Raw genomic sequence first — 26,866 nt, 5'->3', positions numbered from 1 at the left:
GTCTTACGATCTGCCCCAACGGCGGATCACTGCATATCGAGCAGCCGTTCCAGATATTCTTTTTCAAGTGCGGGGCTCAGGGCATCGCCGAGTCGTTTGCGGATTGCTTCGAGAATGCGGCGCGCGCGTTGGGTGTCGATTTCATCGGGGACTTCGACAGAATCGCCGAAATCCGGGCCGGTGGTCGCCTGCGGGCGGCCGAGCGGGTCGCGTCCGTTGTTGCCCTGCCGATACCCCTGATCGCCCCCGCCCTGCTCGCCGCGCATAGCCTGCTGCAACTGGTTCATCATGTCCTGCGCGCCGCGCCGTAGTGCTTCCAACGCGCGGCCCTGCTCACCGACGGCCTGTTCGCCTTCGCCTTCGCCAAGCGCGCCTTCGGCTTCTCCCATGGCTTCGCCGGCTTCGCCAAAGCCTTCTCCAGGTTGAATGCCGAGCCCCTCAAGTCCCTGCATGAGGCTTTCCAGGTCCTGCCGCAGCGTGCCCTGACCCTGTTGCAGGCCGCGCATGGCATCGGCGAATTCCTGCGGTGACATGCCCTGACCTTCGCCAGGTTGCTGACCCTGGCCTGGCTGGTCCTGTCCCTGTTCGCCCTGCTCACCCTGCTGTCCACGCTGTCCGCGCTGCATCTGGTCCATGCGGAAGGTCTCGTTCATCAGTTCCTGCTGGCGCCGCATCAGATTGCCGAGCTCGTCCATCTGCTGGCGCATCTCTGATTGCTGGTTGCCGGACTGACCCTGCTGCGAGCGCCCTGCCTGCAGATTGTTCATCATGTTCTCAAGCTGGGAGAGAAGCTCGCGGGCCTGATCGCGCGCGCCGGACTTCGCCAGTTCCTCGATCTGATCGAGCATACGGTCCAGATCGTTCTGGCTTAGCATCTGGCCGTTCTCCGGCAGTTGCTGGGCCATGTTGGGGTTCTGCTGCGCACGCTCGGCAAACTCACGCAGGAACTCCTGCATGGCGCTGCGCAATTCGTCCATCAGGCGGGCGATCTCTTCGTCGCTCGCACCTTCCTCAAGCGCCTTCTTCAATGCTTCCTGTGCCTGCCGGAGGCGTTTCTCGGCGGCGGTCAGATCGCCGTCCTCGATGATGAGTGCAATTTCCCATAGATAGTCGACGACATCGCGGAGCTGGTCGTCGGTCCGAGCTGTCTCAAGCCTTGAACGCGCGGCGGAGACCCCGAGAAACTGCGACAGGTCCTTCAGCGTTTCTTCGGGCCATGTCATGACGGCATCCATCATGGCCAGCACGCGCGGTTTCCTGGTCGCGTCGAGTGCCAGCGTGCGCCGCTGCTCGATGAGAGCCTTGGCGAGAGGATTGGTGAAGGTTCGCTCGGGCAGGGCGAACACCTTCGCTTCGCTCTTTGCTTCCTGCCCCGCGTCGTCAACGGCGCGCAGGGTCATCGTTACCGAACTGCCGGCCCAGGGGTGTTCGGTCAGGTCGCGCGAGGTTTTCGCGGCGATTGTGCGGCCATCGCGGCGCGGCAGTGTCAGGGGCAGGTCGGGCGCTTCGTAAAGGGGGCGGGCGTTCGGGGCTTCATAGGTTTGCTGGAAGATCGCCTGTGCCTCCGCGGGGCCGTAGTCGTCTTCGATTTCATAGGCGAGTTCCAAAGCGCCACTCACAGCGCGTTTCGGCTCCCCGGCAAAGCGGATTTCCGGCGGGCTGTCGGGCGTTACGGAGAAAAGCCAGCTTTCGATTTCCTGGCCGTCACGCTTCAGGACCAGTTTTCCGTCTTCGTTCAATGTGCCGGCGAAGCGCCGGGCGGCGGTGTCTGCCGAGAGGGCCTCGCTCTGTGATGCACCTTCCGGGGCGATCGGGGTCTCCGTATCGCCTGTATCAAGGAAGGACAGGGTTTCGGTTCCCGAGCCACCGGTCACCCGCAGAGCGAGCATGCTGCCCTGCGGGACGGTGAAGCTCTCCGTCTCCCGGTTTGCCTCCGCTGTCAGATAGACCGGCGCACGACGGGTATAGGTTGGTGGCGTCACCCAGGCATCAATGCGCGGTGGGACGATTTCTGCACCGCCATGCGCCCGGAACGCATCCAGGACGCTGCCACCATAGGGGCCGGTGGAGAACGTCGCGGCGATTACCAGGAGCAGGGCGGCGGCGGCGCGCAGGCCCCACGGATCTTTTTCCGGCACCCCGGTTTTGGGCAGGTCGCCATGAAGATTGTCGAGCCTGCCAGCCATGCGTTTCTGGTGCTCTTTCCAGAGCGCTTCGGCAAAACCGTCGCGATTTCCGGCGAGTCGGTCGGACTGGACTGCGACAGGTTCATGCGCCAGCTGATTGGCACGTTCGATACGTCTGTCGATCTCGGAAGGGCCGGGACGGCGGAAACGACGAAGGGGCCATAATGACGCAAGGCCCAGCAGCCCAAGAACAGCGATCACGCCGTAACGGGCCGCGTCGGGCATAAGCCGGAAGAGACCCAGCCATGAAATGCTGAGGAACAGGCTGATAAGGACGAGGAGTGGCAGAATGAGCGGCCAGAGGCGCTCCAGCACCATGACGAGGCGCGTGGCAAACCGGGTGCGGGCGAGCCGGGAAAAGCGACTGCCTGTGCGCTCATGCCTTGAAGTTGTTTCAGCCATAGACGCTCTCAGCATGGTGCCGTAGCGCACGTGAATCGCACGCCCTGTCGCTCACAAGGATAGCAGCAAACCGGGCGAAGGCGAGGCGGCACGCGAAATTGTGATCCGCGTGCCCTGCGATTTCAGTCCGTCAGCCAGTCGGGTATCGAATCAAGACCGATAAGCTCTTCGTGGCTGGGGCGGGCCCGGATCACATGGAACCGGTCGCCGTTGACGAGCACTTCAGGCACCAGTGGGCGCGAATTGTAGGTGCTGGCCTGAACGGCGCCATAGGCACCCGCGGAGCCTATGGCGATGAGATCGCCGGCCTTGAGTGCGGGGAGCCTGCGGTCCAGCGCGAGATAGTCACCCGTCTCGCAGACCGGGCCCACCACGTCGGCAACCATGGTTCCCGCGTCCTGCCGCGCTTCGGCAACCGGCCTGATCGAATGGAAGGCTTCATAGAGCGTGGGGCGGATGAGGTCGTTCATCGCCGCGTCCACGATGACGAAGTTCTTCGCTTCGCCTTCTTTCACATAAACCACTTCCGACACGAGGATGCCGGCATTGGCGGCGATCAGGCGGCCGGGCTCGAGCATGACCTTCAGGCCAAGCTTCTTCATGTGCTTGCGCACGACCTCGGCATAGGCGTCGGGCAGGGGCGGCTGGTCGCCATCCTCCGCGTAGGGAACGCCAAGGCCGCCGCCGAGATCCACATGCTCGATGGCGTGGCCGTCGGTGCGCAGGGTTTCGGTCAGCTCCGTCAACAGAGCGAAAGCATCGTCAAAGGGCTGCAACTCGGTGATCTGGCTGCCGATATGCATGTCGATGCCGGACACTTTCAGGCCCGGAAGCTCGGCGGCCCGCGCATAGGCGGCGCGGGCGTCCTTCCAGCCGATGCCGAACTTGTTCTCCGCCTTGCCGGTGGAGATTTTCCTGTGCGTTTTCGCGTCGACATCCGGGTTGATGCGCAGCGAGACATTGGCCGTCAGCCCCAGCGCGGTGGCGCGCGCCGAAAGCTGCTCGAGCTCGGGCATCGATTCGACGTTGAAGCAGAGGATGCCGGCTTGGAGCGCGAAGTCCATTTCGCGCGCGGTCTTGCCGACACCGGAAAACAGGATCTTGCTGGCAGGCACGCCTGCGGCCAGCGCACGGCGCAGCTCGCCTTCCGAGACCACGTCCATGCCGGCGCCGAGGCGGGCGAGCGTGGTGAGAACAGCCTGGTTGGAATTTGCCTTCATGGCGTAGCAGACGAGCGCATCCAGCCCCTCGAAGGCTTCCGAGAAGACACGGTAATGACGCGTCAGCGTTGCCGTGGAATAGCAGTAGAACGGGGTACCGACGGCTTCCGCGATGGCGGGCACCGACACGTCTTCGGCGTGCAGGACGCCGTCACGATACTCGAAATGATTCACGGCAGGATACTTTCGACTGGGCGATTGGACGCGGGGTTGCGCCGCCGCGCGGCGCAGGCCCTTTTGGCTCTGTTCTAGAGAAGACCATCGAGAATGAATGGACGATCCTCAACCGGTTTCTCCGGTGCCGGCGGCACGGGCTGGTCGTTGCGTTCGGCTTCCTTGCGTGCATCCAATGCCGCCTCGTAGGGCGAATCAAGCGGAGCCTTGCGCCCGCAGGCGGCAAGGCCAAGCGCGAGGCCGAGCATGACAAGGGTGAGCGTGCGGCGGGCCGTCATGAGCGTTCCATTCCTCGAAAGTGCGTGCGCTGCGTTTTAGCGCTTTTTGGCGGGCGTTGCATCCCGTTTCAGGCGTTTCTTCCAGTAACGGATCTGACGGCGCACTTCCGAAGGTGCCGTTCCGCCATAGGAGGTGCGGCTTTTCACGGAATTGCCGACCGACAGCACCGAGAAAACGCCATCGTGAATGGCAGGGTTGATCGCCTGGAGGTCTTCCAGCGCAAGCTTCTCAAGCCCGCACTTCTTTTCCTCGGCAAGCGCCACGGCGCGGCCCGTCACGTGATGCGCCTCGCGGAACGGCAGGCCCGCTTCACGCACCAGCCAGTCGGCAAGGTCGGTGGCGGTGGAGAAACCGGCTCCGGCGGCCTTCTTCATGGCGGTCGTGTTGACCTCCATGTCACCGACCATGCCAGTCATCGCGGCCAGCATCAGGTCGAGTGTTTCGGCAGCATCGAAGACGGCTTCCTTGTCTTCCTGCATGTCCTTGGAATAAGCGAGCGGCAGGCCCTTCATCACCGTCAGCAGCGCGATCAGGTCACCATTGATGCGGCCGGTCTTGGCGCGGATCAGCTCGGCGGCATCCGGGTTTTTCTTCTGCGGCATGATCGAGGAGCCGGTGGAGAAGGAATCGGACAGGCGCACGAAGCCGAACTGCGGCGTCGACCAGATGACGATTTCCTCGGCCAGCCGGGAAAGATGCGTGGCGCAGATGGCTGAGATCGACAGGAATTCAAGGGCGAAATCGCGATCCGAGACGGTATCGATCGAGTTGCGCGTCGGCTCGCGGAAGCCGAGCGCCTCCGCCGTCATGTGGCGGTCGACCGGGAAGCCGGTGCCGGCAAGGGCGGCCACGCCGATCGGGCTTTCATCCAGCCGCTCAATGGCATCGCGCACGCGCGAACGGTCGCGGCCAAACATCTCGACATAGGCCATCATGTGATGGCCGAACGTCACCGGCTGCGCCGACTGGAGATGCGTGAAGCCAGGCATCACGCTGGCGGCGTGCTCTTCGGCACGGGTGAGGAAAGCTTCGATCAGGCCGCCAAGTGCTGCATCGATGCGCAGCAACTCTTCCTTCACCCAGAGCCGGAAATCGAGCGCCACCTGGTCGTTGCGGGAGCGCGCGGTGTGCAGGCGCCCGGCGGCGGGGCCGATCAGCTCTGCTAGGCGCGCCTCGACATTCATGTGAATGTCTTCGAGCTGTGCCGAGAAGGTGAATTTGCCGGCCTCGATCTCTGACAGGATCGTGTTCAGCCCGTGAACGATCTTTTTTTCGTCTTCCGCCGAAATTATGCCAGTCTTCGCCAGCATTGCGGCATGGGCCAGACTGCCGCGGATGTCCTGGGCGTAGAGCTTCCTGTCGAAGCCGATGGATGCGTTGATCGCCTCCATGACGGCATCGGGTCCTGAGGCAAAACGTCCACCCCACATGCGGTTGCTGGCTTGGTCTTCGCTCATCATGATAACCGGGCGCTAGTGTGGAAAGTAGAATGTCGAAGCAGAAACAAAAATTCCCGGCACTCCGTCTGGTCGTCCTGGCTGTCGCTGCGGGCGCCATCGCGGGTGCGATTGCGGTATACGTGAAGGGCGGGCTGGATGGCAACACGGCGGCGACGCTGATTGTCGCTGAAGCCGACAACGCAGCCTGCTCTGCGAAGCAGGAAAAAGCCAAAGCGGTGGGCGATGCGGCAACAGGTCATGTTGCGGCGATGCTTGCAGCCGACCCGCCGCGTTCGCTCAAAAATCTGGGCTTCAACGGACCCGATGGAGAAGCGATGACGGTAGCCGACTTTTCGGGCCGGGTTGTGTTGATGAACCTGTGGGCCACTTGGTGCACGCCATGCCGGGAGGAAATGCCGGCGCTGGATGCACTGCAGTCGACAAAGGGGTCGGACGCATTCGAGGTCGTGGCGGTGAATGTCGATCGTGGCGATGATGAAAAGCCCACCACCTTTCTTCAGGAGACAGGCATTGAGGCCTTGGGCTACTACCGTGATGCCTCGATGAAGATTTTCAACGACCTTAAAAGCCAGGGGCTGGCGCTCGGTTTGCCGGTCACGCTGCTAATCGGTGAAGACGGATGCCTGCTCGCGCACATGAACGGGCCGGCGGAGTGGGGCAGTTCGGACGCTGAGCAGTTGATCGACGCCGCTCTTGCAGAACCGGAATAAACTCAATCGGGGAGCCATGGCTCCCCGAAGCGATTTTGACATGTGAGGACGTGAGGGTCCGTCAGGCAGCTTTGGCCGGCTGATAGACACAGCCTTCCGCCTGGCCTTCGGCGCCGCGCTTCAGTTCGACACGTTGGAGGGCAGGGGATTTTTCGGCCAGCCTGTCGTAAATCCACTTGGCAAGGTTCTCGAGCGAGGGCACGGAAAGGCCTTCGATATCGTTCAGGTAGGTATGATCGAGAATCTTGTGAATCTCCTCGATCTGCTTCTCCACTTCGTACAGGTTGGCAGCCCAGCCAAAGACCGGATCCGGCTCGCCGACGAGATGGACGGAGACCTTGAAGGAATGGCCGTGGAGACCGGAATATGGCTCCAGCTTATGCGCTGCCTCGAAGGTGAATTCCTTGTACGTTTCCACTTCCTAAACCCCTGATCTGGAAATACATTTCTTGGCTCTGGGTGTTTTTTCTCCCGCGTTGTAACCGCGTTGGGAGAGATTTGGACTCACGACCGTTATGCGAGCCGGCCTGTCTATTGTATAGTCCGTTTGGCATAGAGCTTTGGCACTGGCTGCGGAGCGTGTCAATCACCAGCAGCGCCTGTGTCGAGTGGCCGCGCCGTTAACCTGTTGTTGGTTAGCCGGCACTATTGTGGACTGCGTTGGAGTTTACGCCACTAAAGAGGCTGAAAAATGCACAATAAAAAGCTCGTGGGAGGCTGGTTTGCGGCGGTGTCGTTGCTGCTCTTCTCGTTTGTCGCTCCTGCTTTCGCACAGGACGCTACTCTGCCGAAGCCGCAGGGGGATGTCATCCTGACAATTGACGGCAACATCGGCGCAACCAATGGCGATGGTGTTGCCGATTTCGATCTCGCAATGCTCGAGGCCCTGAAGTCTGCAAAAATCCGGACAAGCACTCCCTGGTTCGATGATGCGGTCGAATTCGAGGGGGCGCTTCTTTCCGAAGTCATGGACCTGGTCAAGGCAGATGGCGACGAGCTCGTCGTGACGGCACTCAACGACTATCAGGCGCCGGTTCCGATTGCCGATTTTGCAGAATACGGCACCATTCTCGCTTACAAGCGAGACGGGAATTACATGCCGATCAGCGACAAGGGGCCTCTGTTCATCATATATCCGTATGATTCCGACCCGGAACTGAACACGCAGAAGTATTTCTCGCGTTCTGTATGGCAGGTTCGACGCTTTACCGTTCGGTAAGCGTCTGACAGGCCTTGCCCATGTCGGACCCGGAGACAAGAAAAATGAGGCGCCGCACGGCATCGCGCGTGGTGCAGATGGTGCTGTCCGTCGGCATGATCGCGCTTGCCGTTGCGGCGCTCTACATTTCTGTCCTGATTTTTCAGCGTCAGGAAGCGTTGACGCAGATATTCCGCTACAACATCGCCTACAGCGCGAGCCAGGGCATGAACGAGCTTCTGCGCTTTCGCCAGAGGCTTACCGCCGTGCTGGTCGAGCCGCCGCAGGCCAGCAGGCAGGATGTGGAATTGCGGTATCAGATCCTGAGGAGCAGACTTAGCCTGTTCGAGCAGGGCGAGTTCATGAATTTTGTCTCCGTGATGCCCGAAAACAGGGAAACGGTCGCTCAACTGGCTTCGGCATTGCAGCAGATCGGCACATTTATCGGTGAGATTGACAGGCCCGAGAACGCGCAGATCGCGCTTGATCTCACGGCACCGCTGGAAAGCGAGATGGTTGCTCTTGCTTCCAAGGCCAATGAATACGGTGCGACAGCCCAGGCAAAGGACCAGAGGGAACTTCTCAGGCTCCACTGGCTGTTCTCGGCGCTGGCGCTTTCGCTTGTCATAACCGGGTTTGTGTTCATAGCCATGCTGAGATGGCAGCACCGGCTGCAGATCAGCGTTCAGCAGCGGCTCAAGGCAACCAACGAAGACCTGCTGCGCACCAGTGCGGAACTCAGCGAAAGCGCGCAGGCTGCCCGTCGCGCCAATGACGAACTGATCACCCAGAATCTTCTGTTCAACACGGCCCTGAACAATATGTCTCACGGCCTTTGCATGTTCGATGCACAGGGACGGCTTATCGTCAGCAACCAGAAGATGGAAAGCATCTACGGTCTGACGCAGGAGCAGCTCCGGCTCGGCACCTCTCTGCACCAGCTTATCGGCGATATGGTGGAGGCCGGTGCCAGTGCGCAGGACGAGGCGGAACAAGTCGCGCAACTGCAATCGAGGCTGATCGAGCAGAATCGCTCCGATACGCTGACGCAGGAACTGCGCGATGGGCGGACGATCCTGATTTCGCATCAGCCCATGCGCGGCGGCGGCTGGGTTGCAACCTATGAGGACATCACCGAACGCCACAAGGCGCAGGCTCAGGTGGCCTACATGGCGCGGCACGATACGCTTACCGATCTACCGAACCGTCTGATGATGCGCGAGCAGCTGGAGGAAATCCTCGCCAGCAGCAATGAACGCGGTCTCTCAACGGCGGTAATGTGCGTCGACCTCGACAATTTCAAGAGCATCAACGACACGCTTGGGCATCCCGTCGGCGACGCTTTGCTTCGTGCGGTGGCCGGTCGCATTCGAAACACCGTGCGTGAGACGGATGCGGTGGCGCGTCTCGGCGGTGACGAATTCGTTGTCGTTCAGGGAAATGTCGAGAAGCCGGAACAGGCGAGCAGCCTTGCCAAGCGGCTGATCGATGCGCTCGACGATCCCTACATAATCGAGGGGCATCAGGTGCTTACCGGAGCGAGTGTCGGTATTGCCGTTGCCGACCCTGACCACGATGCCGCGGACGATCTTCTGATGCAGGCCGATGTGGCCCTTTATCAGGCGAAAGGGGACGGCCGGGGTGTGTTCCGCTTCTATGAAGAGGGCATGAACAAGCGCCTGCAGCGGCGCAGGGCACTTGAGGCCGAGCTTCGTTCCGCCAATCTGGACGAGCAGTTCCACCTTGTGTTCCAGCCGATCATCGGGCTGGGAACAAACAAGGTCACGACGTTCGAAGCCCTGTTGCGGTGGACGCATCCTGTTCACGGGCCTGTCTCTCCGGACGAATTCATCGGGATCGCGGAAGATACGGGTGCCATCGTTCAACTGGGCGAATGGGTGCTGCGACAGGTCTGCATGGAGATGAAGTCGCTACCTGACGACATCAGCATTGCCGCCAATCTGTCTCCCATGCAGTTCAAGCGGGATGACATTGTCGAGACCGTTGCGCGCGTTCTTGTGGAAACCGATACACCGGCGAATCGGCTGGAGCTGGAGATCACGGAAACACTTCTGCTCGAAGACAACCGGAAACTGCATGCGGATCTGCGACGTTTGCGGCAGCTTGGCACACGAATATCGCTTGACGATTTCGGCACTGGCTATTCATCGCTCAGCTACCTGCAAAAGTTTGCTTTCGACAAGGTCAAGATCGACCGTCTTTTCATCAAGGAAATCACCAAGAGCGCGGACCAGGCAGCCATCGTTCAGACGATCGTCAATCTGGCTTTTACGCTTGGCATGACCACCGTCGTGGAGGGTGTCGAGATGGAGGAGCAGTTGCGCATCATTCGCGCGATGGGATGTGACGAGGCGCAGGGCAATCTGTTCAGCAAGCCTATTCTTGCCAAGGACATCCCCGGTTTCCTCGACGAGCACAAGCGCAGACGCTACGCAGCCTGACTGCCGATGCCGGTATTGTGACGCCAGACGTGCCGGCCTATTCGTTTCTCGCGCGTTCCCGGAATATGCGGCGGATCACCTTGCCGGTCGTCGTCAACGGCATGGATTCGACGAAGGCGATCTCACGGGGGTATTCATGGGCCGAGAGGCGCTCGCGGACCCACAGGCGGATTTCTTCCGCCAGCGCTTCGCTGGGTTGCGTTCCTTCGCGAAGAACAATGTAGGCCTTCACGATCTCCGTGCGCACGGGATCAGGCTTGCCGACGGCTGCAGCGAGTGCAACCTTGGGGTGGCCGGTCAGGCAGTCCTCGATCTCGGTCGGTCCAATACGGTACCCGGCCGAGGTGATGACATCGTCATCGCGCCCGACGAAGTGGATATAGCCTTCCCCGTCACGGATGCCCTGGTCGCCTGTGGTCATCCAGTCGCCGATGAATTTCTCGCGGGTTGCCGCTTCGTTTTCCCAATACCCGAGGAACATCACGGGATCGGGCCGCAGGACGGCAATGTCGCCGGGCTCGCCGTCGCGCACGGGGTTGCCTTCACCATTGATGACCGCAACGCGATGGCCTGGAACGGGAAGGCCGATGGCGCCGGGCTTGCCGACTTTCAGTGCGTGACAGGAAGAGAGCACCAGATTGCATTCGGTCTGACCGTAGAACTCGTTGATGTGAAGGCCCAGCTCGCCCCGCGCCCACTCGAATGTTTCGCGGCCGAGGGCTTCTCCACCAGAGCCTATGGTGCGTAGTGAAAGATCGAACCGCTTCTGGATGCCCGATACCGCCTTCAGCATGCGTAACGCCGTCGGCGGGATAAATGCGTTGCGCACCTTCATCTTTTCCATGAGGCCGAGCGCCGTTTCGGGGTCGAATTTCTCAAACCGCCCGGCGACGACCGGTGTCCCGAGATAAAGCCCGGGTAAGAGAACGTTGAGAAGGCCACCCGCCCAGGCCCAGTCGGCCGGTGTCCATAAGAGGTCACGATCCTGCGGCAGAAACTCGTGGTGAAACTGCACGCCAGGCAGGTGTCCGAGCAGAACCCTGTGCCCGTGCAGAGCGCCTTTGGGTGGACCTGTCGTGCCGGACGTGAAGATCATCATGGCCGGATCGTCGGGGCCGGTGTCGGCTGGCGTAAAAGGGCCGTGATTGTCGGCGACGATCCTGTGGAAATCCTGGGCAGCGCCATCTGCGCCATCAACACAGATAGCGAGCTTCAGCGCCGGCAGGCGGTCGCGGATATGCGCGACCTTTGCAAGGCCGCTTCCCGTGGTGATTACGGCTGCCGCGCCGGCCGTAAAAAGCCTGTATTCGAGGGCCTCCGAGCCGAAGAGGAGGGCGAGCGGCACGGCCACCGCCCCAAGCTTGTAGATCGCGGCATGGGCGATTGCGGTCTCGAACGACTGCGGCAACAGCAACGCCACCCTGTCCCCCCGCCCCAATCCTGCCCTGGCAAGTCCGGAGGCGAGCGCGTCCGATCGCGCGGAAAAGTCGCCATAGGTCAGCGTTGCAGGGTTGCCGCCGGGGCGGTGCTCAAGGAGTGCAATGCGATCGGGCGCGCGCGCAGCCCATGCGTTGGAGATTGCGACGCCGATGTTGAAGGTTTTGGGAATGTTCCAGCGGAACCCGTCGTAAAGCTGCCGATAGCTCTCGCGCCGTTCAAGCATTGCCGTGCCAATCCTCCCCCTGTCCCGCACCGCGATGCTCCGGGGAAAGTGGTGCCCCTGGCCGGGATCGAACCAGCACTCCTTGCGGAACTCGATTTTGAGTCGAGCGCGTCTACCAATTCCGCCACAGGGGCCCGCCGCGAACGGCCGGACAGGTTGCGGACTATACGGGGAAGCGGGCTTCCGTCAACACTTCGCATGGTAAATCATCGGACATGCCACGTCTTTCACCATCGCCGTTGCGCCGGCGCGCCGCAGCGGCTAGACAAAACCCCTCATTGAGGGCCTTCCATGCTTCGCAAACTTTACGACTGGACCATGTCGCTCGCTGCCACACGGCATGCGGAAAAGGCCCTGGGTTCCGTGTCTTTCATCGAGAGTTCGGTATTTCCCATTCCGCCGGACGTTCTCTTGATCCCGATGGTTCTCTCCGAACGTGCCAAGTGGCTGCGCTATGCATTCATCTGCACCATAAGCTCCGTTCTTGGCGCGCTTCTCGGCTACGCCATCGGGGCCTTTCTGTACGAGACAGTCGGGCAGCCGATCCTGGCCTTCTATGGCAAGGAGAATGCATTTGAACAGGTGGCCGGCTGGTACAATGAATGGGGTGGCTGGGGTGTGCTTTTCGCTGCGGTCACACCGTTTCCCTACAAGGTTCTGACGATTTTCTCGGGCGCCACCGGGCTCAATCTCCTGGTCTTCGTCGTCGTTTCGGTGATCGGGCGGGGCCTGCGCTTTTTCCTCGTTTCCTGGCTGCTATACCGGTTCGGCCCGCCGATCCGGGTGTTCATCGAGAAGAACCTCGGCCTTCTTTTCACCCTTTTCATGGTTTTGCTGATCGGCGGCTTCGTTGCCATCCGATACGTTTTCTAGAGGCCCTTCATGTCCCTTACCGCTCCCACCGGTGCTACCCAGACCCTGAGCGCCGGACTGCTTACCGTCGGCCTGGCTGTAACCGTGGGCATAGCGCTCGGTTTCGAGCATATCGGAGGGTACATTCCGTGCATGCTGTGTCTTGAGCAGCGCACGCCCTATTATATCGGTGTGCCGCTGATGCTGCTTGCACTCCTGGCTTCATGGCTGAAAGCGCCGCCGCCTGTCACCCGGGGACTGCTGCTCGTCGGCGCCGCGCTGATGCTCTATGGCATGGCCCTTGGCATTTATCATTCGGGCGTCGAATGGAAGTGGTGGGAAGGTCCGGCCGACTGCGGCGCCGGTGCGGCCGGCCAGAACCTGGGCGGCAATCTGCTCGACCAGCTCAACGCGGTGATCCCGCCATCATGCAGTGAGGCCGCGGGGCGTTTTCTGGGGCTTTCATTTGCCGGCTGGAACGTTCTCGCGAGCGCCCTGTGGGCGTTCATCGCCCTGCGGGCTGCTTTCAAGGGCTAATGCATGTCGCTTTCAAATGAATTCATTTGAAAGACAACGAACATGCATCATTTGAAAGTGTTACAGCGTCCTTTGTGCGTCTTATAAGACGCGCGGCGCTGTAGAACATCGGACCGACAAGTGACGCCGCTGTTCCGCGGGAAACAGCGGCCGGCGCGTTACGGTTCCAGCTCGACATCCCAGTAGAGGTAATCCATCCAGCTTTCATGCAGATAGTTGGGTGGAAAAAGGCGCCCATTGTTGTGCAGGTCGTGCACGGTGGGGCGATAGGGTTTTTGCTGCGGCCACATCTTTGCGCGGGCGGGCATGACACCGCCCTTCTTCAAATTGCATGGCGAGCAGGCCGCGACCACATTTTCCCAGGAGGTAACGCCGCCAAGACGGCGGGGAATGACATGGTCGAAGGTCAGGTCTTCGCGGGTGCCGCAATACTGGCACTGGAAACGGTCGCGCAGGAACACGTTGAAACGCGTAAAAGCAGGGTAGCGCGACGGTTTTACATAGGTTTTCAGGCTGATAACGCTCGGCAGTCTCATCGCGAATGACGGGGATGAGACCTGCTGGTCGTATTCGGCAACAATGTTGACCCGGTCGAGGAAGACTGCCTTGATGGCATCCTGCCACGACCACAGTGACAAGGGATAGTAACTGAGCGGTCTGTAGTCCGCATTCAGCACCAGAGCAGGCATGCTGTCTGGCGAAGCCGCGATCGTCACGTCCTTGAAGCTCCTTCAACTGACCAAGTCGATCGATGCGGATACTGTAAGCCCGCCGTGACAGGAATGTGAAGCGCATATTTTGCTTTATGACACCTCAAACAACTGGATTTTCGCAGTTTTTTGCTCTCGTCAGGGCAACGGAGCCGCTTCTGCGCCCTTCATCTCACGATAATAGGCCCAAAACAGGCGTGCAGCGACGGCCCGAAGCGGTGCCCATGATTCGGCCAGACCTGCGAGGCTCTTTGCATTGGGGCGCTCAGGCAGCCCCAGGGCATCGGCCACGGCCGCCTGCAGGGCCACGTCGCCGGATGGAAACACATCGGGATGACCGGCGGAGACAAGAAGATAGACCTGCGCTGTCCAGGGGCCGATCCCGTGGATCGCCGTCAGGCTGGTGATGGCCTCACCGGCGTCGCGTGCGCACAGGGTCTCAAGGTTGAAACCATCTTCCACGATCGCCCGAGCGAGTGCCAGGACTGTGCGCTGCTTGGCGCGCGACAGGCCGGCGGCGATCAGCGGTTCCTCGCCCGCGGCAAGAATGGCACCGGGCGTGAGCGGATTGATAAGCCCGATCAGCCGGGCTTCGATGGCATCGGCGCTGGCACGCGAAACCTGCTGCGACAGGATGATGGAAACAAGGCTTGCAAAGCCGGGCGGGCTGCGCCTCAGAGGAATGTCGCCGGCGCAGTCGCGCACGGCCTGAAGACGGACATCGATTGCGACCAGAGCCTCGAGTGCCTGCAGAATGTCCGCGTCCGTGTCTATGCGTTTCATCGGGTTGGTGTGGCCTGTTCTTGCCGAGCGCAGAAGAAAGCCGTAGCAATCGTCACATGCTGACCGCAACCCGATTCACGCATCACTCATGACACGCCCGGTCTTCCGGTTCGCACCGAGCCCGAACGGTCAGCTTCATCTGGGTCACGCCTATTCGGCGCTTTTGAACCAGCGGATGGCGCGGGAGGCGGGAGGGCGCTTCCTGTTGCGCATGGAAGATATCGACGTGACCCGCTGCACGCCAGAACTGGAGCGTGGCGTGCTGCGCGACCTCGCATGGATTGGCCTTCGATGGGAGGAGCCGGTGCGTCGCCAGTCGGATCATTTTGACGATTACCGTGCGGCTCTTGAAAGGCTGATCGACGCGGACCTTGTCTATCCGGCCTTCATGAGCCGGGGGGAGGTGAGGGCGCGCATCGCCGAGCACGAGGCGGGTGGCGAGCGCTGGCCGCGCGACCCGGATGGTGCGCCGCTCTACCCAGGAGAAGACCGCCATATGAGTGCACGGGAGCGCCAGGCGCTGATCGATGAGGGCGCGCCCTTTGCATGGCGGCTCGACATGGCCTCGGCCATCGCCCATGTCGGTAACACGCTCGACTGGGATGAGACAGGACAGGGGCCGGAAGGGGAGGCGGGTCGTGTGCGGGCAAGGCCGGAGAGTTGGGGTGACGTCGTGATCGCGCGAAAGGAAATCCCGGCAAGCTATCATCTATCGGTGGTGGTCGACGATGCGCTGCAGGGCATCACGCATGTGGTGCGTGGGCGCGATCTTTTCCACGCGACTGCCGTGCACCGCGTGCTTCAGGAACTGCTGGGTCTGTCGGTGCCGCAATATCATCATCATGACCTTGTTCTGGACGATGATGGCCGCAAGCTCTCCAAGAGCCGGGGCGATACCAGCCTTGCCGCGTTGCGCGAGAGCGGTGCGACGCCGGGCGACATGGCCCGGATGGTTGGAGGCCCCTAGCTCAGCCGTCTGAGAACCGCCTTGACGACGACAAGGACAAGAAGCGCTGCAAAAGCGCCGCCGAGGCCGGCGGTTGCTCCTTCGGTAAGGCTCGAAAACCGAATTCCCCGCTGGTTCGCCAGATGGATGGTGCCGAAGAAGGCGGCGGTGATGATCACGGCATTGCCCACCGCGCCGAACCCGTCGTCCTTCATGGCGGCGTCGAGACCGAGCGAGAGGATGTAGGCAATCATCGTGACGGCGACGAGCGCGAAAATCAGCCAGCTCGTATCCAGTTTCATCAGCATCTGCGCATCCCCCCGGCGGCGCCTTGGATCACTTCCATTGATCCTACGATGGAAATGTTTCGCTTTCCTTGCCGGGGGTGAGGCTGATAAAGCCGCGGTTGATCACCGCGCCGTCATATTCAGGGACACATCCGATGAACGATCTTACAAGGGCGATCCCGGCCCTGTTCGTCCTGCTCTGGGCGACCGGTTTCATCGGTGCGCGCTACGCAATGCCGTGGGCCGAGCCCTTCACCTTTTTGTGGGTGCGTTTCGCACTGACCTTTGGCGTCCTGCTGCTGATCATTCCGATGGTGAATGCGAAGGCAATCGGCCCGCGCAACGCGTTTCATGCCGCGATAGCCGGTGTGCTAATGCACGGGGTCTATCTGGGCGGTGTCTTCTGGGCGGTGCGCAACGGGCTGCCGGCGGGGTTCGCCGGGCTGATCGTGGGACTCCAGCCCATGCTGACCGCAGTCATCGCGGGACTGTTCCTGGGTGAGAAAGTGACTGGAAAGCATTGGCTCGGCCTGGTGGTGGGGTTGGCCGGCGTCATCACAGTTCTTTCACCGAAATTCGGTTCCATCAGCGGCGGTGTTACGGTGGCGACCATTGGCGCGGCTGTTGTGGCGGTAATCGCCATGAGCGTCGGTACCGTCTGGCAGAAGCGCTTTGTTGCGACTGCCGATCTGGTGACCGTTACGCTTTATCAATATGTCGGTGGCTGGGCGGTGACGTTTCTCGTCTCGCTGATGATCGAGACACAGGAGTTCGTGCTCAACGGTGAACTGGTCTTCGCCATGGTGTGGCTGGTGTTCGTGCTCTCGCTGGGCGCGATCTTCCTGTTGATGATCCTCATCCGTGAAGGCGAAGTGGCGCGGGTCGCCTCGCTCTTCTATCTCGTACCGGCGGTGACGGCGCTTTTGGCATGGTTCCTCTTTGAGGAGACCCTGACGCCGGTGCAGCTTGTCGGCATGGCGATCACGACGTTCGGCGTGGCGCTTGCCACGCGCCGTACGCCGCGTCAGCCGGCTCCGGCCACGGCGCGCGCTTCCCGGTAGCGCTTGATCGAGGCATTCAGTTCTCCGCCGAGAATGAACACGGCCGAGATGATGTAGAGAAACACAACCGCGATCATGATCGATGCGAGGCCGGCATAGGTGCTGGCATAGCTACCGAAGCGCCCGAGATAGGTGGCGAAAAGGCTCGATCCGATGAACGATCCGAAAAGCGTGAAGACGACGCCCGGCAGCACATCCCAAAGACTGCGCCGGCCGGCGGGCAGCCAGAGGTGAACCGAAATCAGGGCAAGTATAAGCACGGTCAGTGCGATGACATAGCGCCAGAAGGTGATGGTGCCGACATAGGGGGCGATCCATTCGAGATTGCTGGCGGCGATGCGCAGCGCCACCGGTGCGATGACGAGCAGAAGACTGATCGCAAGAAAGCCGAGCGTAGCGACGAGCACGAAGAACAGGCTTTGCGCACGCAGGCGGAAGATCGAGCGCTTCTCACTGACCCGATAGGCGCGGTTGAGGGACAGACGCAGCGCCTCCACGCCGTTGGAGGCGAATACACCGGCCAGCACCACACCGAAGGTCAGAACGTCGCTGCGGCGCACGCCAAGCACATTGTGGACTTCCCGCGCAATTGGCTCTGCGACCTCTTTCGGCCACGTATCGAATATGAGGTCGACGGCCTGCTGTGAAAATGCGTCCGCGCCGAGAAAGCTTGCCAGCGCGGTGGCGAATATGAGGAATGGAAACAGGGCCATCAGCGCCGAAATGGCAACGTGACTGGCCATGGCCCAGCCATCGTCGGTGTTGAAGTGCCCGAGCGCATCGCCGACGATGCGTCTGGTGGCTTTCAGTCCGCGCACGGTTCTTCCCTTCGCTGTTCTCGACGCTGCTTCTTGTTGTTTCACATCGGCCAATATGTGAAACCGTGACACTTATAGACAAGTGCTGACAGGAAATTCATGGACGCGGACCGTACGATTCTGATCACCGGCGCTTCCTCCGGTATAGGTGCCTGGTGTGCCCGCGCGCTGCGCAGGGACGGCTGGCGTGTGTTCGCAACGGTACGGCGGCCGGAGGACCGGACGCTCCTTGAACAGGAAGGTATCGAGCCGTTCTATCTCGATTATGCGGAGTCCGAATCAATCGCCGCGCTTGTGGGGAACTTGCTGGAGCGCACTGGCGGCTCACTCGATGCACTTTTCAACAATGGCGCCTATGCACAGGCCGGCGCCGTCGAGGATCTTCCGGCGGAAGCGTTGCGTCACCAGTTCGAGGTCAATGTTTTTGGCTGGCACGACCTCACGCAGCGCCTCGTTCCGGTGATGCGGCGGCAGGGGCATGGCCGCATCGTTCATTGCTCCTCGATCCTGGGTCTCATCCCCATCAAATACCGTGGTGCCTACGCGGCCTCGAAACATGCGCTCGAAGGCCTGATGCTGTGCCAGCGTGCCGAGCTTGAGGGCTCGGGCATCCACGTTTCCCTGATTGAACCGGGACCCATCGAGTCCAAAATCGCCAGCAATGGGCTCCCATGGTTCGAGCGCTACATCGACCATGAAAACTCTGTGCATCGGGAGGCCTACAAGACGCAGCTCGCCCGTCTGCGGCAGGGTGGCGTGAAATCACGCTTCAAGCTCGGGCCGGAGGCGGTTTATGCGCGGCTTTCTCATGCGCTCCTTTCCCCGCGCCCAAGGCCGCACTATGTGGTAACCACACCGGCGCGTATCGGTGTCGCATTGAAACGGCTCCTTCCGGCGCGCATGTTGTACCGCTTCCTGTCGAACCAGGGCTGAAACCGAGAAGAAAGCCGCCATGTCCACAGTCTTCAACATTCTCTCCATCCTTGTGATGATGGCGGTCGTTATCGTCCTCATTCGAGGTCTCATGAACATGATGCGCGGAGGCTCGGCCAACACGTCGAACAAGCTCATGCAGGCCCGGGTCATCCTGCAGGCGGTCGCCATCGTCTTCGTCGTGCTTGCGCTTTACTATGCGCGTTCCAAGGGTGGCTGAGGGATTTCGTGGTCAAGCTGAACAAGATTTACACCCGCACGGGTGACGACGGGACGACGGGCCTCGGCTCGCGTGAGCGCCGCCTGAAGTCCGATCTCAGGGTCGCGTCCTATGGCACTGTCGATGAGGCGAACGCCTGTATCGGCATGGCGCGGGTTCATCTGGCGGAAACGGAGCCGCGCATCGACGCGATGCTTGCGCGCATCCAGAACGATCTCTTCGATCTGGGAGCCGATCTCGCCACGCCGGATACCGGCGAGGAGCTGGAATACGAGCCCCTGCGGATCGTGCAGAGCCAGGTTGACCGGCTGGAAGCCGACATCGATGCATTGAACGCCGGGCTGGCGCCGCTGCGGTCGTTCGTCCTGCCGGGCGGCAAACCGGCCGCGGCTGCGCTGCATCTCGCGCGTACCGTTTCACGGCGGGCCGAACGCCTGATGGTGGAACTTCGAACCATCGAAGGTGAAATCGTCAGCGACGCGGCGATGCGTTACATCAATCGCGTCTCCGATTTCCTGTTCGTTGCCTCACGCGCCGTGAATGACAATGGCGCGCTCGACGTGCTATGGGTGCCCGGGCAGAACCGCTGAGATATTAGGGCCGGGATCGGGGCCCGCAAAGAGGGCTCCGATGTTCATACCGCTGTACGATGCCAACAGCCTGCGGCACATCAAACGGCAATATGTCACGCTGGCCATCATTGCGGTCAACGTGATCGCCTATCTGGTGACGGCGGTGGGCGGCACGGATTTCGCGTTCGCCGCTGCTCTCGGACTTGGCTATATCCCGTCCGTTTCCAACGATCTGGCGGTGCTGCCGCCGGAACTCGATCTGGTTCCGGAACCGCTCACCTATATCACCTATTCATTCCTGCATGGCGACCTGATGCATCTGGGTGGCAACATGTTGTTTCTGTGGGTGTTCGGCGACAATGTGGAAGATGCGCTGGGGCATTTCCGATACCTGATCTTCTATCTCGCCTGCGCTGTTGCTGGCGCCTATGTGCATGGTTTCATCGCGCCGGATTCCAATGCTCCCCTCATTGGCGCGTCCGGTTCCATCGCCGGCATCGTCGCTGCCTATCTGATCCTGCATCCAAGGGTGAAAGTCTGGGTGCTGGCATTTGCGCGCATTCCCATTCGCATCCCCGCCTTCATTCTGCTCGCGCTCTGGATCGGGTTTCAGTTTCTGATGCTGGTGATCGATACGGAGAACCAGATTTCCTGGGCCGCTCATGCGGGCGGTATTCTTGCCGGGGCCGTTCTGGTGTTCATCCTGAAGCGCGGCGATGTCCCCCTTTTCGACCGGCGGCTGGAAAAACCCCGCGCGGTGGAGCTTGAAAAACCGGATACCGCGCGCCCGCTCGAAACCGAACAACCGCGCTGGGGGCGGCAATAGGACATTTCTGCATATTGACGTGAACGTCAGGCCTCTCTACGGTCCCGCCAACTCCGGCGGCACGCCGCATGAGGGGGAGGAAGAGTGTTCTGAATTTCCCTGCGCATGTCGGCATTCAGCCACCCGGCGGGTCCATCTGCTGGTATCCAGCATCAGAACCGAAGTCCACCATGGAAGGTGATTGCGCATGAAAGTCCTTGTTCCGGTCAAGCGGGTCATCGACGCCAATGTGAAGCCCCGCGTGAAGGCGGATGGCTCGGGTGTCGAGCTGACGAACGTCAAGATGGCGATGAACCCGTTCTGTGAAATAGCGGTCGAAGAAGCGATCCGCATGAAGGAAGCCGGCAAGGTCGAAGAAATCGTCGCCGTGTCGATCGGACCGGACAAGGCTCAGGAAACGCTGCGTACCGCGCTCGCCATGGGCGCTGACCGCGCCATTCTCGTCAAGACCGACGATGCGGTCGAGCCGCTCGATGTCGCCAAGATACTCAAGGGCGTGGCCGACGAAGAAAAGCCGGAGATCGTGATCCTCGGCAAGCAGGCCATTGATGACGATTCCAACCAGACCGGCCAGATGCTTGCAGCCCTGCTCGGCTGGAGCCAGGGTACGTTCGCTTCGGATGTGGAGCTTGCCGACGGCAAGGCCAGGGTCACTCGCGAGGTCGACGGTGGACTGCAGGTGATCGAACTGAAGCTGCCGGCCATCGTGACGACGGACCTGCGCCTGAACGAGCCGCGCTACGCTTCTCTGCCAAACATCATGAAGGCCAAGAAGAAGCCGCTCGACACTAAGGCGCCGGGCGATTACGGCGTCGAGGTCAAGGCGCGCCTGAAGGTGCTCAAGACCGAGGAACCGGCTGGCCGCAAGGCAGGCATCAAGGTGGGCTCGGTGGCCGAACTGGTCGACAAGCTCAAAAACGAAGCCGGCGTGCTTTAAGCGGAGAGGGAGAGACAAGATGGCCATTCTTCTGGTTGCCGAACACGACAACGAAACCCTTTCCGACCAGACCGCCAAGGCGCTCGCCGCCGCGAGCCAGATCGGCTCCGATGTGGACGTTCTGGTTGCCGGCAAGGGGGCGAAAGCCGCCGCCGATGCCGCTGCGAAGCTTGCCGGTGTGCGCAAGGTGCTGGTCGCGGAAAGCGATGCGCTTGCGGAACGCCTTGCCGAACCGCTTGCCGATCTCGTGGTTTCGCTGGCTGATGGGTACGACACCTTCGTCGCCCCTGCGACAACCACGGGCAAGAACGTCATGCCGCGCGTGGCAGCCCTTCTGGATGTCATGCAGGTGTCCGACGTGATCGAGGTTGTCGATGCAAAGACCTTCAAACGTCCCATCTACGCCGGCAACGCGATCCAGACCGTCGAGGCAACCGACGCCAAGCGCGTTGTCACCGTCCGCACGGCCTCCTTCCAGGCGGCGGGCGAGGGTGGTTCGGCTGCGGTGGAGAGCGTCGACGCGCCCGCCGATGCCGGCCTCTCGGCATTCGTGGAAAACCGCATCGCTGAAAGCGATCGGCCGGAGCTGACCTCGGCCAGGATTATCATTTCGGGCGGCCGTGCGCTGGGCTCGGAAGAGAAGTTCAACGAAGTCATCCTTCCCGTTGCCGACAAGCTTGGCGCTGCTGTTGGTGCTTCGCGTGCGGCGGTCGACGCGGGCTATGCCCCGAACGACTGGCAGGTGGGTCAGACGGGCAAGGTGGTCGCGCCCGATCTCTACATCGCCTGCGGCATTTCCGGAGCGATCCAGCATCTGGCCGGAATGAAGGACTCCAAGGTGATCGTTGCGATCAACAAGGATGAAGAAGCCCCGATCTTCCAGGTCGCCGATTACGGCCTGGTTGCAGACCTTTTCGACGTGCTGCCGGAGCTCGAAAAGGCGCTTTAAGCCAAACAAGAACACCGGAATCTCAGGCAACAGCCCCGCTTTCGAGCGGGGCTTTTTTTTGTTCTCGCTCAAAGGCGGCGGTGCCGGGTGAATGTCGGGGAAGGATTTTAAGCGCAGGGGTAGACGCCATTGCGCCGCCCATTTAGTTTGCAGCGCAACAACAGTGACGAAAGATGCGCATCGCATCTCACGGGGTTTTCGACATGACTGGAAAGATTGGGAAAGTGGGTGTGATCGGCGCGGGTCAGATGGGCAGTGGAATTGCCCATGTCGCCGCACTGGCAGGCTATAACGTAAAGCTCTACGATCTTTCCGCCGAGCGGATCGAGGCGGGCATAGCGACCATTTCCGGCAATATGGCGCGCCAGGTTTCGTCAGGGAAACTCGAGGACAAGGTTCGTCAGGACGCACTGGCGCGCATCGCGCCGGCCACCACCATGGAAGCGCTCGCCGACATGGATCTGGTGATCGAGGCGGCTACCGAGGATGAAACGGTCAAGCGCAAGATTTTTGCGCAGCTCTGTCCGGTGCTCAATCCGGAAGCCATCGTCGCCACCAACACCTCTTCGATCTCCATCACGCGCCTTGCTGCACAGACCGACCGGGCCGAGCGCTTTATCGGCATTCACTTCATGAACCCCGTTCCGGTGATGAAGCTGGTGGAACTCGTGCGCGGCATCGCCACCGAGGACGATACGTTCGAGAAGGCGCGCGGCTTTGTTGAAAGCCTCGAAAAGACGATCACGGTCGCCGAGGACTTTCCCGCCTTCATCGTCAACCGCATCCTTTTACCGATGATCAACGAGGCGATTTACACGCTCTACGAGGGCGTCGGCACCGTGGAAGCCATCGATACGGCGATGAAGCTTGGCGCCAACCACCCGATGGGCCCGCTGCAGCTTGCCGATTTCATCGGGCTCGACACCTGCCTGTCGATCATGCAGGTGCTCTATGAGGGGTTGGCGGACTCCAAGTACCGTCCTTGCCCGCTGCTGGTGAAATATGTCGAGGCCGGCTGGCTTGGTCGCAAAACAGGGCGCGGCTTCTACGATTATCGCGGCGAGACGCCTGTCCCGACGCGTTAACGCCGGCTCCACGCTCTATTCAGCGGCCTGCCGCTGCGGGGTTTTGCGCCGCGCGGCAGGCTTTTTTGTCTTGTGCTGCGCGGCCGTTGCCGAAATCTCCTCCATGGGGAAGGCGTCGACAGCGATAACCTTCTCTATGGCTTCCCGTGCTTCGCACAGCTGTGTGAATTCGGCATCGCTGATGAGGTCCATATCGTGGGCCTCCTGTGCGTCGTTAATGTTTTTGGCCCGCATCCTCTTTTCGATTTGGGCGGCGTCGACGACAAGCTGGAAAGCGCGCTCCAGGTCCTTGAGCGGGTGTGCGTCATGCCCCTGGCCGAGATAGAGGTCTGGCGTCAGCCGATCCCGTTGCCCTGATGGTTTCAGCAGAATTTCGGCGAGCTTTGTAATGAGCCTGTCCGAAGGCGCCGGATTGGGAACGCCCGCAGGAAAGGCGATCAGGCGCACCAGCCAGGCGGCCGGTCGCGCGGGGAGATTGTCGAGAACACCACGGAAGGCAATGCCGATGCGCGCCTCACCAGCCTGCATGAGGTAATCGACGATTGGTTTGTCTTCAGCGAAACGTCCCTCGCTTTCATAGCGTTTGAGAACGGCCCCCAGCAGATAGAGTTCAGCGAGGATGTCGCCCAGCCGTGCCGAGAGCATCTCTCTGCGCTTGAGCGACCCGCCAAGTGTCAGCAATGCGAAGTCGGACAGGAGCGCGAAGGCGGCCGAATGGCGCGAAAGCGTTTTCCAGTGGTGGGGCATTGCCGCACCTTTAGGCGCAGGGCTGAGGAAGCCGCCCGTCCAGCCGCGCAGGAAGGCGCGACCGGCAGTCTTGAAAGCATGGCCGACATGCTTCCAGAAGGTTTCGTCGAAGCGATCGAGCCCTTCCTCCCTGTTCTCGTGCGAGAGCGCCAGCAATTCTTCGAGCATATAGGGGTGGGAACGAATGGCACCCTGGCCGAAAATCATCAGATTTCGGGTGAGGATGTTGGCGCCCTCCACGGTGATGCCGACCGGCACCGCCCGATAGGCCGCTCCCATGTAGTTGTTCGGGCCGTCTATGATTGCCTTGCCGCCATGAATGTCCATGGCATGCTCGACGGAACGGCGCATGCGCTCTGTCGCGTGATACTTCATGATGGCCGAGATGACTGAGGGTTTGTGGCCCTCGTCCAGCGCCGCAAGTGTCGTGCGCCGTGCAGCGTCGATGAGATAGGCATTGCCGCACAGCTCGGCCAGCGGCTCCTGAATGCCCTCAAACATGCCGATTGGCACGTTGAACTGCGTGCGTACCCGCGCATAGGCGCCGGTGGCGCGCGCGCACATGGCGGCGGATGCGGCCGACTGCGAGGGAAGCGAGATGCTGCGCCCGGCGGCGAGCGCCGTCATCAGCATGGTCCAGCCCTGACCGATCTGTTCCTCGCCGCCGAGAATGTGGTCGAGCGGCACGAAGACATCCTCTCCGTAGAGCGGTCCGTTCTGGAAGAAGGTGAACTGCGGAATATGCCGGTCGCCGTGACGCACGCCCTTTGTGCTGGTCGGCAGCAGCGCGACGGTGATGCCCAGATCCTCGCCGCGACCCAGATGATTTTCCGGATCCTGCATCTTGAAGGCGAGACCCATCACGGTGGCCACGGGCCCGAGCGTGATGTAGCGCTTGTGGAAGTTGAGGCGCAGGCCGAGAACCTTCTTGCCCTTCCAGGTCCCATATTCAACCACACCCGTGTCCGTCATCGCTGCGGCGTCAGAGCCTGCGTGCGGGGAGGTAAGGCCGAAACATGGTATTTCGCGCCCGTCGGCCAGCCGCGGCAGCCAGTGCCTGCGCTGCGCGTCGGTGCCGAAATGCATGAGCAGTTCCCCCGGGCCAAGCGAGTTGGGCACCATAACCGTCACGCCGGCGACGATGCTGGCGGAGGAGAGCGTGCGCACCACCTCCGAATGGGCGGTGTTGGAGAAGCCGAGGCCGCCAAATTCTTTCGGTATGATCATGCCGAAGAATTTGTTCCTGCGCATGAAATCCCATACGGCGGGCGAGAGGTCGCGGTCCCGCCAGTTGAGCGTCCAGTCCTCGACCATGGCACAGAGCTCGCGCACCGGACCGTCCATGAAGGCCTGTTCCTCTTCGGAAAGGCGCGCCGGCGGCATGGCCAGAAACTGCTCCCAGTCGGGGTTTCCGGTGAAAAGTTCGCCGTCCCACCATACCGTTCCTGCATCGATCGCCTCCCGTTCCGTCTCCGAAATCGGCGGCATGATCTTGCGGGCCCAGTTGTAGATGGGCTTCGAAACGCGGTCTCGGCGAAAGGTCTTGAAACGCATGGCCGGCCTCCAGTGTTGTGGCAATATATCAGGCTTGCCCCTGTGAGGCGAACGGGCGGCGCAGCGGGATGGTTCCCGTTGCCGGTTCAGCCGCGCAGGCGGTTTCGCAGAATGCGCAGACGATTGCGCATACGGCGTGCCAGGCCGAGCTGGGCCGCTGCCTTGCGCACGTGGCGATCCGCATCCGGGGTGAGCCCGACCACCATCGTTCCCAACGGGCGGCGTTCGCTCCACAGACGGCTCATCACCGGATGATCGGGCACCGCGCAGGAATCCGTCATGATGATGTTCGGGTCATCGAGATGGGTTTTCGTGACCTCGATCATAAGGAGCGTGCCTGGAGAATATGTGGCGAAGGCTTCATCATAGGCCGTTTTCCACGTATAGGCCGTGCCGTTCTCAATGAAGACGATCAGGCAGGCGATGACTGTATCGTTGAGCGTCAGCATGTGGATGCGGCACATGTCGCGTTCACAGAGCCGGTGAACCGCTTCGCGGGCAAAGGCAGCCCGATAGCGGTCGATCGCCATGGCCGAGCGCTCTCGCCCCTTCCAGCCGGACGCTTCGAGCGTGAGAAAGGCCTCGATGCCATGCCGCACCTCATCCGGGTGGCGGGCGATTTTGTACTCGAGATTGCCCAGTTCTCCGAGGCGCCGCTTTAGGCGCCGGAACTCGCGATAGTGATGCGCGCGCAGCGAATCGCGCAGATATGTGTCGCCGTCCAGCGCACTTTCGAGGGTCGGGCGTTCGACCCGGTTGGTGATCTGGAAGGGCAGGTTGCGCGCGTCCACCACCGTGCGCAGGATCGCAGCAAAGGCTCCGTCGAGGCCGACATCCGGGAGGACGAAAACCCCGGGAAGGTCGAGATGCGGACGGGCCAGCATGGCGAAGAAGTCTTCGATCACGCCGGCCGGATCGTCATAGTCGACAAGCGGTGTACCGAGCGGGCCGAACGGGTTGGCCCAGGTGCGCAGAACGGGGACGCTGAAGGGCAGAACCGGGCGCTCGACTGTGAAGGGCACGAGAAGGCGCAAACGGCTGCGGTCCTCCGTTCCGTCACGAATCACGGCAAGCCGGACCTCGCGGTCTTCCAGCCGGGGCATGGCCGGTGCCAGGAACCGGGGATTGAAGAAGATGTTCGTCTCGATCGAGCGCGCTGCCAGATAATCCAGCTCGTCCACGAGTTCGAAGCCGGCTGACGCAGGATAGACGGCGAGCTTGCGCCTGTGGTCTTCCGTTGCCATGGAAGCGAGGTGCGTTGCTTCGGGTTCCAGCGTGGCGTTGCGGGGGTTGTC

At 61.4% G+C, this 26,866-nt stretch carries 26 protein-coding genes and 1 tRNA gene; 14 read left to right on the top strand and 13 right to left on the bottom strand.

Annotated elements, in window-relative coordinates; all coding sequences use genetic code 11:
• Positions 1-26: 26 nt before the first annotated feature.
• The 4 genes from KUG85_RS11360 to argH form a co-directional block, all read right to left on the bottom strand.
• A complete protein-coding gene (locus tag KUG85_RS11360) occupies positions 27-2,588 on the bottom strand; it encodes a TIGR02302 family protein (protein ID WP_223005318.1) in 2,562 nt (853 codons plus the stop codon).
• A gap of 122 nt (positions 2,589-2,710) precedes the next feature.
• Positions 2,711-3,982 (bottom strand): diaminopimelate decarboxylase, encoded by a 1,272-nt coding sequence (gene lysA, locus KUG85_RS11355; RefSeq protein ID WP_223005317.1) that lies wholly within the window; start codon positions 3,980-3,982, stop codon positions 2,711-2,713.
• Positions 3,983-4,056: 74 nt separating this feature from the next.
• Positions 4,057-4,260 (bottom strand): LPS translocon maturation chaperone LptM, encoded by a 204-nt coding sequence (lptM, locus tag KUG85_RS11350; protein ID WP_007010092.1) that lies wholly within the window; start codon positions 4,258-4,260, stop codon positions 4,057-4,059.
• Between the two features lie 36 nt (positions 4,261-4,296).
• Positions 4,297-5,718 (bottom strand): argininosuccinate lyase, encoded by a 1,422-nt coding sequence (argH, locus tag KUG85_RS11345; RefSeq protein ID WP_223005316.1) that lies wholly within the window; start codon positions 5,716-5,718, stop codon positions 4,297-4,299.
• 32 nt (positions 5,719-5,750) lie between these two features.
• Between argH and tlpA the strand changes: the two genes are divergently transcribed.
• Positions 5,751-6,431 (top strand): thiol:disulfide interchange protein TlpA, encoded by a 681-nt coding sequence (gene tlpA, locus KUG85_RS11340; protein WP_223005315.1) that lies wholly within the window; start codon positions 5,751-5,753, stop codon positions 6,429-6,431.
• A 61-nt stretch (positions 6,432-6,492) separates the two neighbouring features.
• Here the strand turns inward: tlpA and KUG85_RS11335 are convergent, their stop codons facing one another.
• A complete protein-coding gene (locus KUG85_RS11335) occupies positions 6,493-6,849 on the bottom strand; it encodes a 6-pyruvoyl trahydropterin synthase family protein (RefSeq protein WP_065818214.1) in 357 nt (118 codons plus the stop codon).
• A gap of 273 nt (positions 6,850-7,122) precedes the next feature.
• On the opposite strand from KUG85_RS11335, the gene KUG85_RS11330 reads away from it, so the two are divergent.
• Positions 7,123-7,650: an oxidoreductase gene (locus tag KUG85_RS11330; RefSeq protein WP_223005314.1), complete on the top strand. Its 528-nt coding sequence runs from the start codon at positions 7,123-7,125 to the stop codon at positions 7,648-7,650.
• Positions 7,651-7,694: 44 nt separating this feature from the next.
• Positions 7,695-10,091: a putative bifunctional diguanylate cyclase/phosphodiesterase gene (locus KUG85_RS11325; RefSeq protein WP_255606383.1), complete on the top strand. Its 2,397-nt coding sequence runs from the start codon at positions 7,695-7,697 to the stop codon at positions 10,089-10,091.
• A gap of 37 nt (positions 10,092-10,128) precedes the next feature.
• Here the strand turns inward: KUG85_RS11325 and KUG85_RS11320 are convergent, their stop codons facing one another.
• Positions 10,129-11,754, bottom strand: a complete 1,626-nt coding sequence (locus KUG85_RS11320) for an AMP-binding protein (protein ID WP_223005312.1) — start codon at positions 11,752-11,754, stop codon at positions 10,129-10,131.
• 49 nt (positions 11,755-11,803) lie between these two features.
• A tRNA-Leu gene (locus tag KUG85_RS11315) sits at positions 11,804-11,888 on the bottom strand.
• A gap of 157 nt (positions 11,889-12,045) precedes the next feature.
• Here KUG85_RS11315 and KUG85_RS11310 point away from each other — a divergent pair.
• The gene (locus tag KUG85_RS11310) at positions 12,046-12,627 is read left to right on the top strand and encodes a YqaA family protein (RefSeq protein ID WP_065818218.1); all 582 of its coding nucleotides are present in this window, start codon (positions 12,046-12,048) and stop codon (positions 12,625-12,627) included.
• A gap of 9 nt (positions 12,628-12,636) precedes the next feature.
• Positions 12,637-13,143 (top strand): disulfide bond formation protein B, encoded by a 507-nt coding sequence (locus tag KUG85_RS11305; RefSeq protein ID WP_223005311.1) that lies wholly within the window; start codon positions 12,637-12,639, stop codon positions 13,141-13,143.
• A gap of 158 nt (positions 13,144-13,301) precedes the next feature.
• On the opposite strand, the gene KUG85_RS11300 is transcribed toward KUG85_RS11305, so the two are convergent.
• Both KUG85_RS11300 and KUG85_RS11295 read right to left on the bottom strand, forming a co-directional pair.
• The gene (locus KUG85_RS11300; RefSeq protein WP_065818220.1) at positions 13,302-13,859 is read right to left on the bottom strand and encodes an HNH endonuclease; all 558 of its coding nucleotides are present in this window, start codon (positions 13,857-13,859) and stop codon (positions 13,302-13,304) included.
• 132 nt (positions 13,860-13,991) lie between these two features.
• Positions 13,992-14,636, bottom strand: coding sequence for a DNA-3-methyladenine glycosylase family protein (locus KUG85_RS11295; RefSeq protein ID WP_223005310.1), 645 nt, complete (start codon positions 14,634-14,636; stop codon positions 13,992-13,994).
• 88 nt (positions 14,637-14,724) lie between these two features.
• Between KUG85_RS11295 and gluQRS the strand changes: the two genes are divergently transcribed.
• Positions 14,725-15,603 carry a tRNA glutamyl-Q(34) synthetase GluQRS gene (gene gluQRS / locus KUG85_RS11290; RefSeq protein WP_223005309.1) on the top strand — a complete coding sequence of 293 codons (879 nt, stop codon included), beginning with the start codon at positions 14,725-14,727 and terminating at the stop codon, positions 15,601-15,603.
• Here the strand turns inward: gluQRS and KUG85_RS11285 are convergent.
• On the bottom strand, positions 15,600-15,890 hold the full coding sequence (locus tag KUG85_RS11285; protein WP_065818222.1) for a hypothetical protein: 291 nt from the start codon (positions 15,888-15,890) through the stop codon (positions 15,600-15,602). The genes gluQRS and KUG85_RS11285 overlap by 4 nt on opposite strands.
• 134 nt (positions 15,891-16,024) lie before the next feature.
• Here KUG85_RS11285 and KUG85_RS11280 point away from each other — a divergent pair, with 134 nt between their 5' ends.
• Positions 16,025-16,930, top strand: a complete 906-nt coding sequence (locus KUG85_RS11280; RefSeq protein ID WP_223005308.1) for a DMT family transporter — start codon at positions 16,025-16,027, stop codon at positions 16,928-16,930.
• Here KUG85_RS11280 and KUG85_RS11275 read toward each other — a convergent pair.
• Positions 16,894-17,748, bottom strand: a complete 855-nt coding sequence (locus tag KUG85_RS11275) for a YihY/virulence factor BrkB family protein (protein ID WP_083213118.1) — start codon at positions 17,746-17,748, stop codon at positions 16,894-16,896. The genes KUG85_RS11280 and KUG85_RS11275 overlap by 37 nt on opposite strands.
• Positions 17,749-17,847: 99 nt before the next feature.
• On the opposite strand from KUG85_RS11275, the gene KUG85_RS11270 reads away from it, so the two are divergent.
• The 7 genes from KUG85_RS11270 to KUG85_RS11240 all read left to right on the top strand — a co-directional run bounded on the left by KUG85_RS11270 (position 17,848) and on the right by KUG85_RS11240 (position 23,270).
• Positions 17,848-18,681 (top strand): SDR family oxidoreductase, encoded by an 834-nt coding sequence (locus KUG85_RS11270; protein WP_223005307.1) that lies wholly within the window; start codon positions 17,848-17,850, stop codon positions 18,679-18,681.
• 19 nt (positions 18,682-18,700) lie between these two features.
• Positions 18,701-18,901, top strand: coding sequence for a twin transmembrane helix small protein (locus KUG85_RS11265; protein ID WP_007008808.1), 201 nt, complete (start codon positions 18,701-18,703; stop codon positions 18,899-18,901).
• Positions 18,902-18,909: 8 nt separating this feature from the next.
• Positions 18,910-19,491, top strand: coding sequence for a cob(I)yrinic acid a,c-diamide adenosyltransferase (locus tag KUG85_RS11260; protein WP_223005306.1), 582 nt, complete (start codon positions 18,910-18,912; stop codon positions 19,489-19,491).
• A gap of 40 nt (positions 19,492-19,531) precedes the next feature.
• On the top strand, positions 19,532-20,299 hold the full coding sequence (locus KUG85_RS11255; RefSeq protein WP_223005305.1) for a rhomboid family intramembrane serine protease: 768 nt from the start codon (positions 19,532-19,534) through the stop codon (positions 20,297-20,299).
• 187 nt (positions 20,300-20,486) lie between these two features.
• Positions 20,487-21,236 carry an electron transfer flavoprotein subunit beta/FixA family protein gene (locus KUG85_RS11250; protein WP_065818227.1) on the top strand — a complete coding sequence of 250 codons (750 nt, stop codon included), beginning with the start codon at positions 20,487-20,489 and terminating at the stop codon, positions 21,234-21,236.
• A 19-nt stretch (positions 21,237-21,255) separates the two neighbouring features.
• Entirely contained in the window at positions 21,256-22,185 is a 930-nt protein-coding gene (locus tag KUG85_RS11245) for an electron transfer flavoprotein subunit alpha/FixB family protein (RefSeq protein WP_065818228.1), read from the top strand.
• A 203-nt stretch (positions 22,186-22,388) separates the two neighbouring features.
• Positions 22,389-23,270, top strand: a complete 882-nt coding sequence (locus tag KUG85_RS11240; protein WP_007008813.1) for a 3-hydroxybutyryl-CoA dehydrogenase — start codon at positions 22,389-22,391, stop codon at positions 23,268-23,270.
• Between the two features lie 15 nt (positions 23,271-23,285).
• Here the strand turns inward: KUG85_RS11240 and KUG85_RS11235 are convergent, their stop codons facing one another.
• Together KUG85_RS11235 and KUG85_RS11230 are read right to left on the bottom strand one after the other, a co-directional pair.
• Positions 23,286-25,571 carry an acyl-CoA dehydrogenase gene (locus KUG85_RS11235; protein WP_223005304.1) on the bottom strand — a complete coding sequence of 762 codons (2,286 nt, stop codon included), beginning with the start codon at positions 25,569-25,571 and terminating at the stop codon, positions 23,286-23,288.
• An 86-nt stretch (positions 25,572-25,657) separates the two neighbouring features.
• Positions 25,658-26,845, bottom strand: coding sequence for a GNAT family N-acetyltransferase (locus tag KUG85_RS11230; RefSeq protein ID WP_407673676.1), 1,188 nt, complete (start codon positions 26,843-26,845; stop codon positions 25,658-25,660).
• Positions 26,846-26,866 lie beyond the last annotated feature (21 nt).

It is taken from the genome of Nitratireductor rhodophyticola (genome assembly GCF_019891355.1).
Classification (GTDB): domain Bacteria; phylum Pseudomonadota; class Alphaproteobacteria; order Rhizobiales; family Rhizobiaceae; genus Nitratireductor; species Nitratireductor rhodophyticola.
The sequence above is the reverse complement of the archived record's forward strand: the minus strand, read 5'-3'. Positions and strand labels throughout refer to the sequence as shown.

Coding starts and splice junctions, on each gene's coding strand:
- KUG85_RS11360 (WP_223005318.1), bottom strand. CDS start 2,588: ATGGCTGAAACAACTTCAAGGCATGAGCGCACAGGCAGTCGCTTTTCC.
- lptM (WP_007010092.1), bottom strand. CDS start 4,260: ATGACGGCCCGCCGCACGCTCACCCTTGTCATGCTCGGCCTCGCGCTT.
- argH (WP_223005316.1), bottom strand. CDS start 5,718: ATGAGCGAAGACCAAGCCAGCAACCGCATGTGGGGTGGACGTTTTGCC.
- tlpA (WP_223005315.1), top strand. CDS start 5,751: ATGTCGAAGCAGAAACAAAAATTCCCGGCACTCCGTCTGGTCGTCCTG.
- KUG85_RS11330 (WP_223005314.1), top strand. CDS start 7,123: ATGCACAATAAAAAGCTCGTGGGAGGCTGGTTTGCGGCGGTGTCGTTG.
- KUG85_RS11325 (WP_255606383.1), top strand. CDS start 7,695: ATGAGGCGCCGCACGGCATCGCGCGTGGTGCAGATGGTGCTGTCCGTC.
- KUG85_RS11320 (WP_223005312.1), bottom strand. CDS start 11,754: ATGCTTGAACGGCGCGAGAGCTATCGGCAGCTTTACGACGGGTTCCGC.
- KUG85_RS11310 (WP_065818218.1), top strand. CDS start 12,046: ATGCTTCGCAAACTTTACGACTGGACCATGTCGCTCGCTGCCACACGG.
- KUG85_RS11305 (WP_223005311.1), top strand. CDS start 12,637: ATGTCCCTTACCGCTCCCACCGGTGCTACCCAGACCCTGAGCGCCGGA.
- KUG85_RS11295 (WP_223005310.1), bottom strand. CDS start 14,636: ATGAAACGCATAGACACGGACGCGGACATTCTGCAGGCACTCGAGGCT.
- gluQRS (WP_223005309.1), top strand. CDS start 14,725: ATGACACGCCCGGTCTTCCGGTTCGCACCGAGCCCGAACGGTCAGCTT.
- KUG85_RS11285 (WP_065818222.1), bottom strand. CDS start 15,890: ATGCTGATGAAACTGGATACGAGCTGGCTGATTTTCGCGCTCGTCGCC.
- KUG85_RS11280 (WP_223005308.1), top strand. CDS start 16,025: ATGAACGATCTTACAAGGGCGATCCCGGCCCTGTTCGTCCTGCTCTGG.
- KUG85_RS11270 (WP_223005307.1), top strand. CDS start 17,848: ATGGACGCGGACCGTACGATTCTGATCACCGGCGCTTCCTCCGGTATA.
- KUG85_RS11265 (WP_007008808.1), top strand. CDS start 18,701: ATGTCCACAGTCTTCAACATTCTCTCCATCCTTGTGATGATGGCGGTC.
- KUG85_RS11255 (WP_223005305.1), top strand. CDS start 19,532: ATGTTCATACCGCTGTACGATGCCAACAGCCTGCGGCACATCAAACGG.
- KUG85_RS11250 (WP_065818227.1), top strand. CDS start 20,487: ATGAAAGTCCTTGTTCCGGTCAAGCGGGTCATCGACGCCAATGTGAAG.
- KUG85_RS11245 (WP_065818228.1), top strand. CDS start 21,256: ATGGCCATTCTTCTGGTTGCCGAACACGACAACGAAACCCTTTCCGAC.
- KUG85_RS11240 (WP_007008813.1), top strand. CDS start 22,389: ATGACTGGAAAGATTGGGAAAGTGGGTGTGATCGGCGCGGGTCAGATG.
- KUG85_RS11235 (WP_223005304.1), bottom strand. CDS start 25,571: ATGCGTTTCAAGACCTTTCGCCGAGACCGCGTTTCGAAGCCCATCTAC.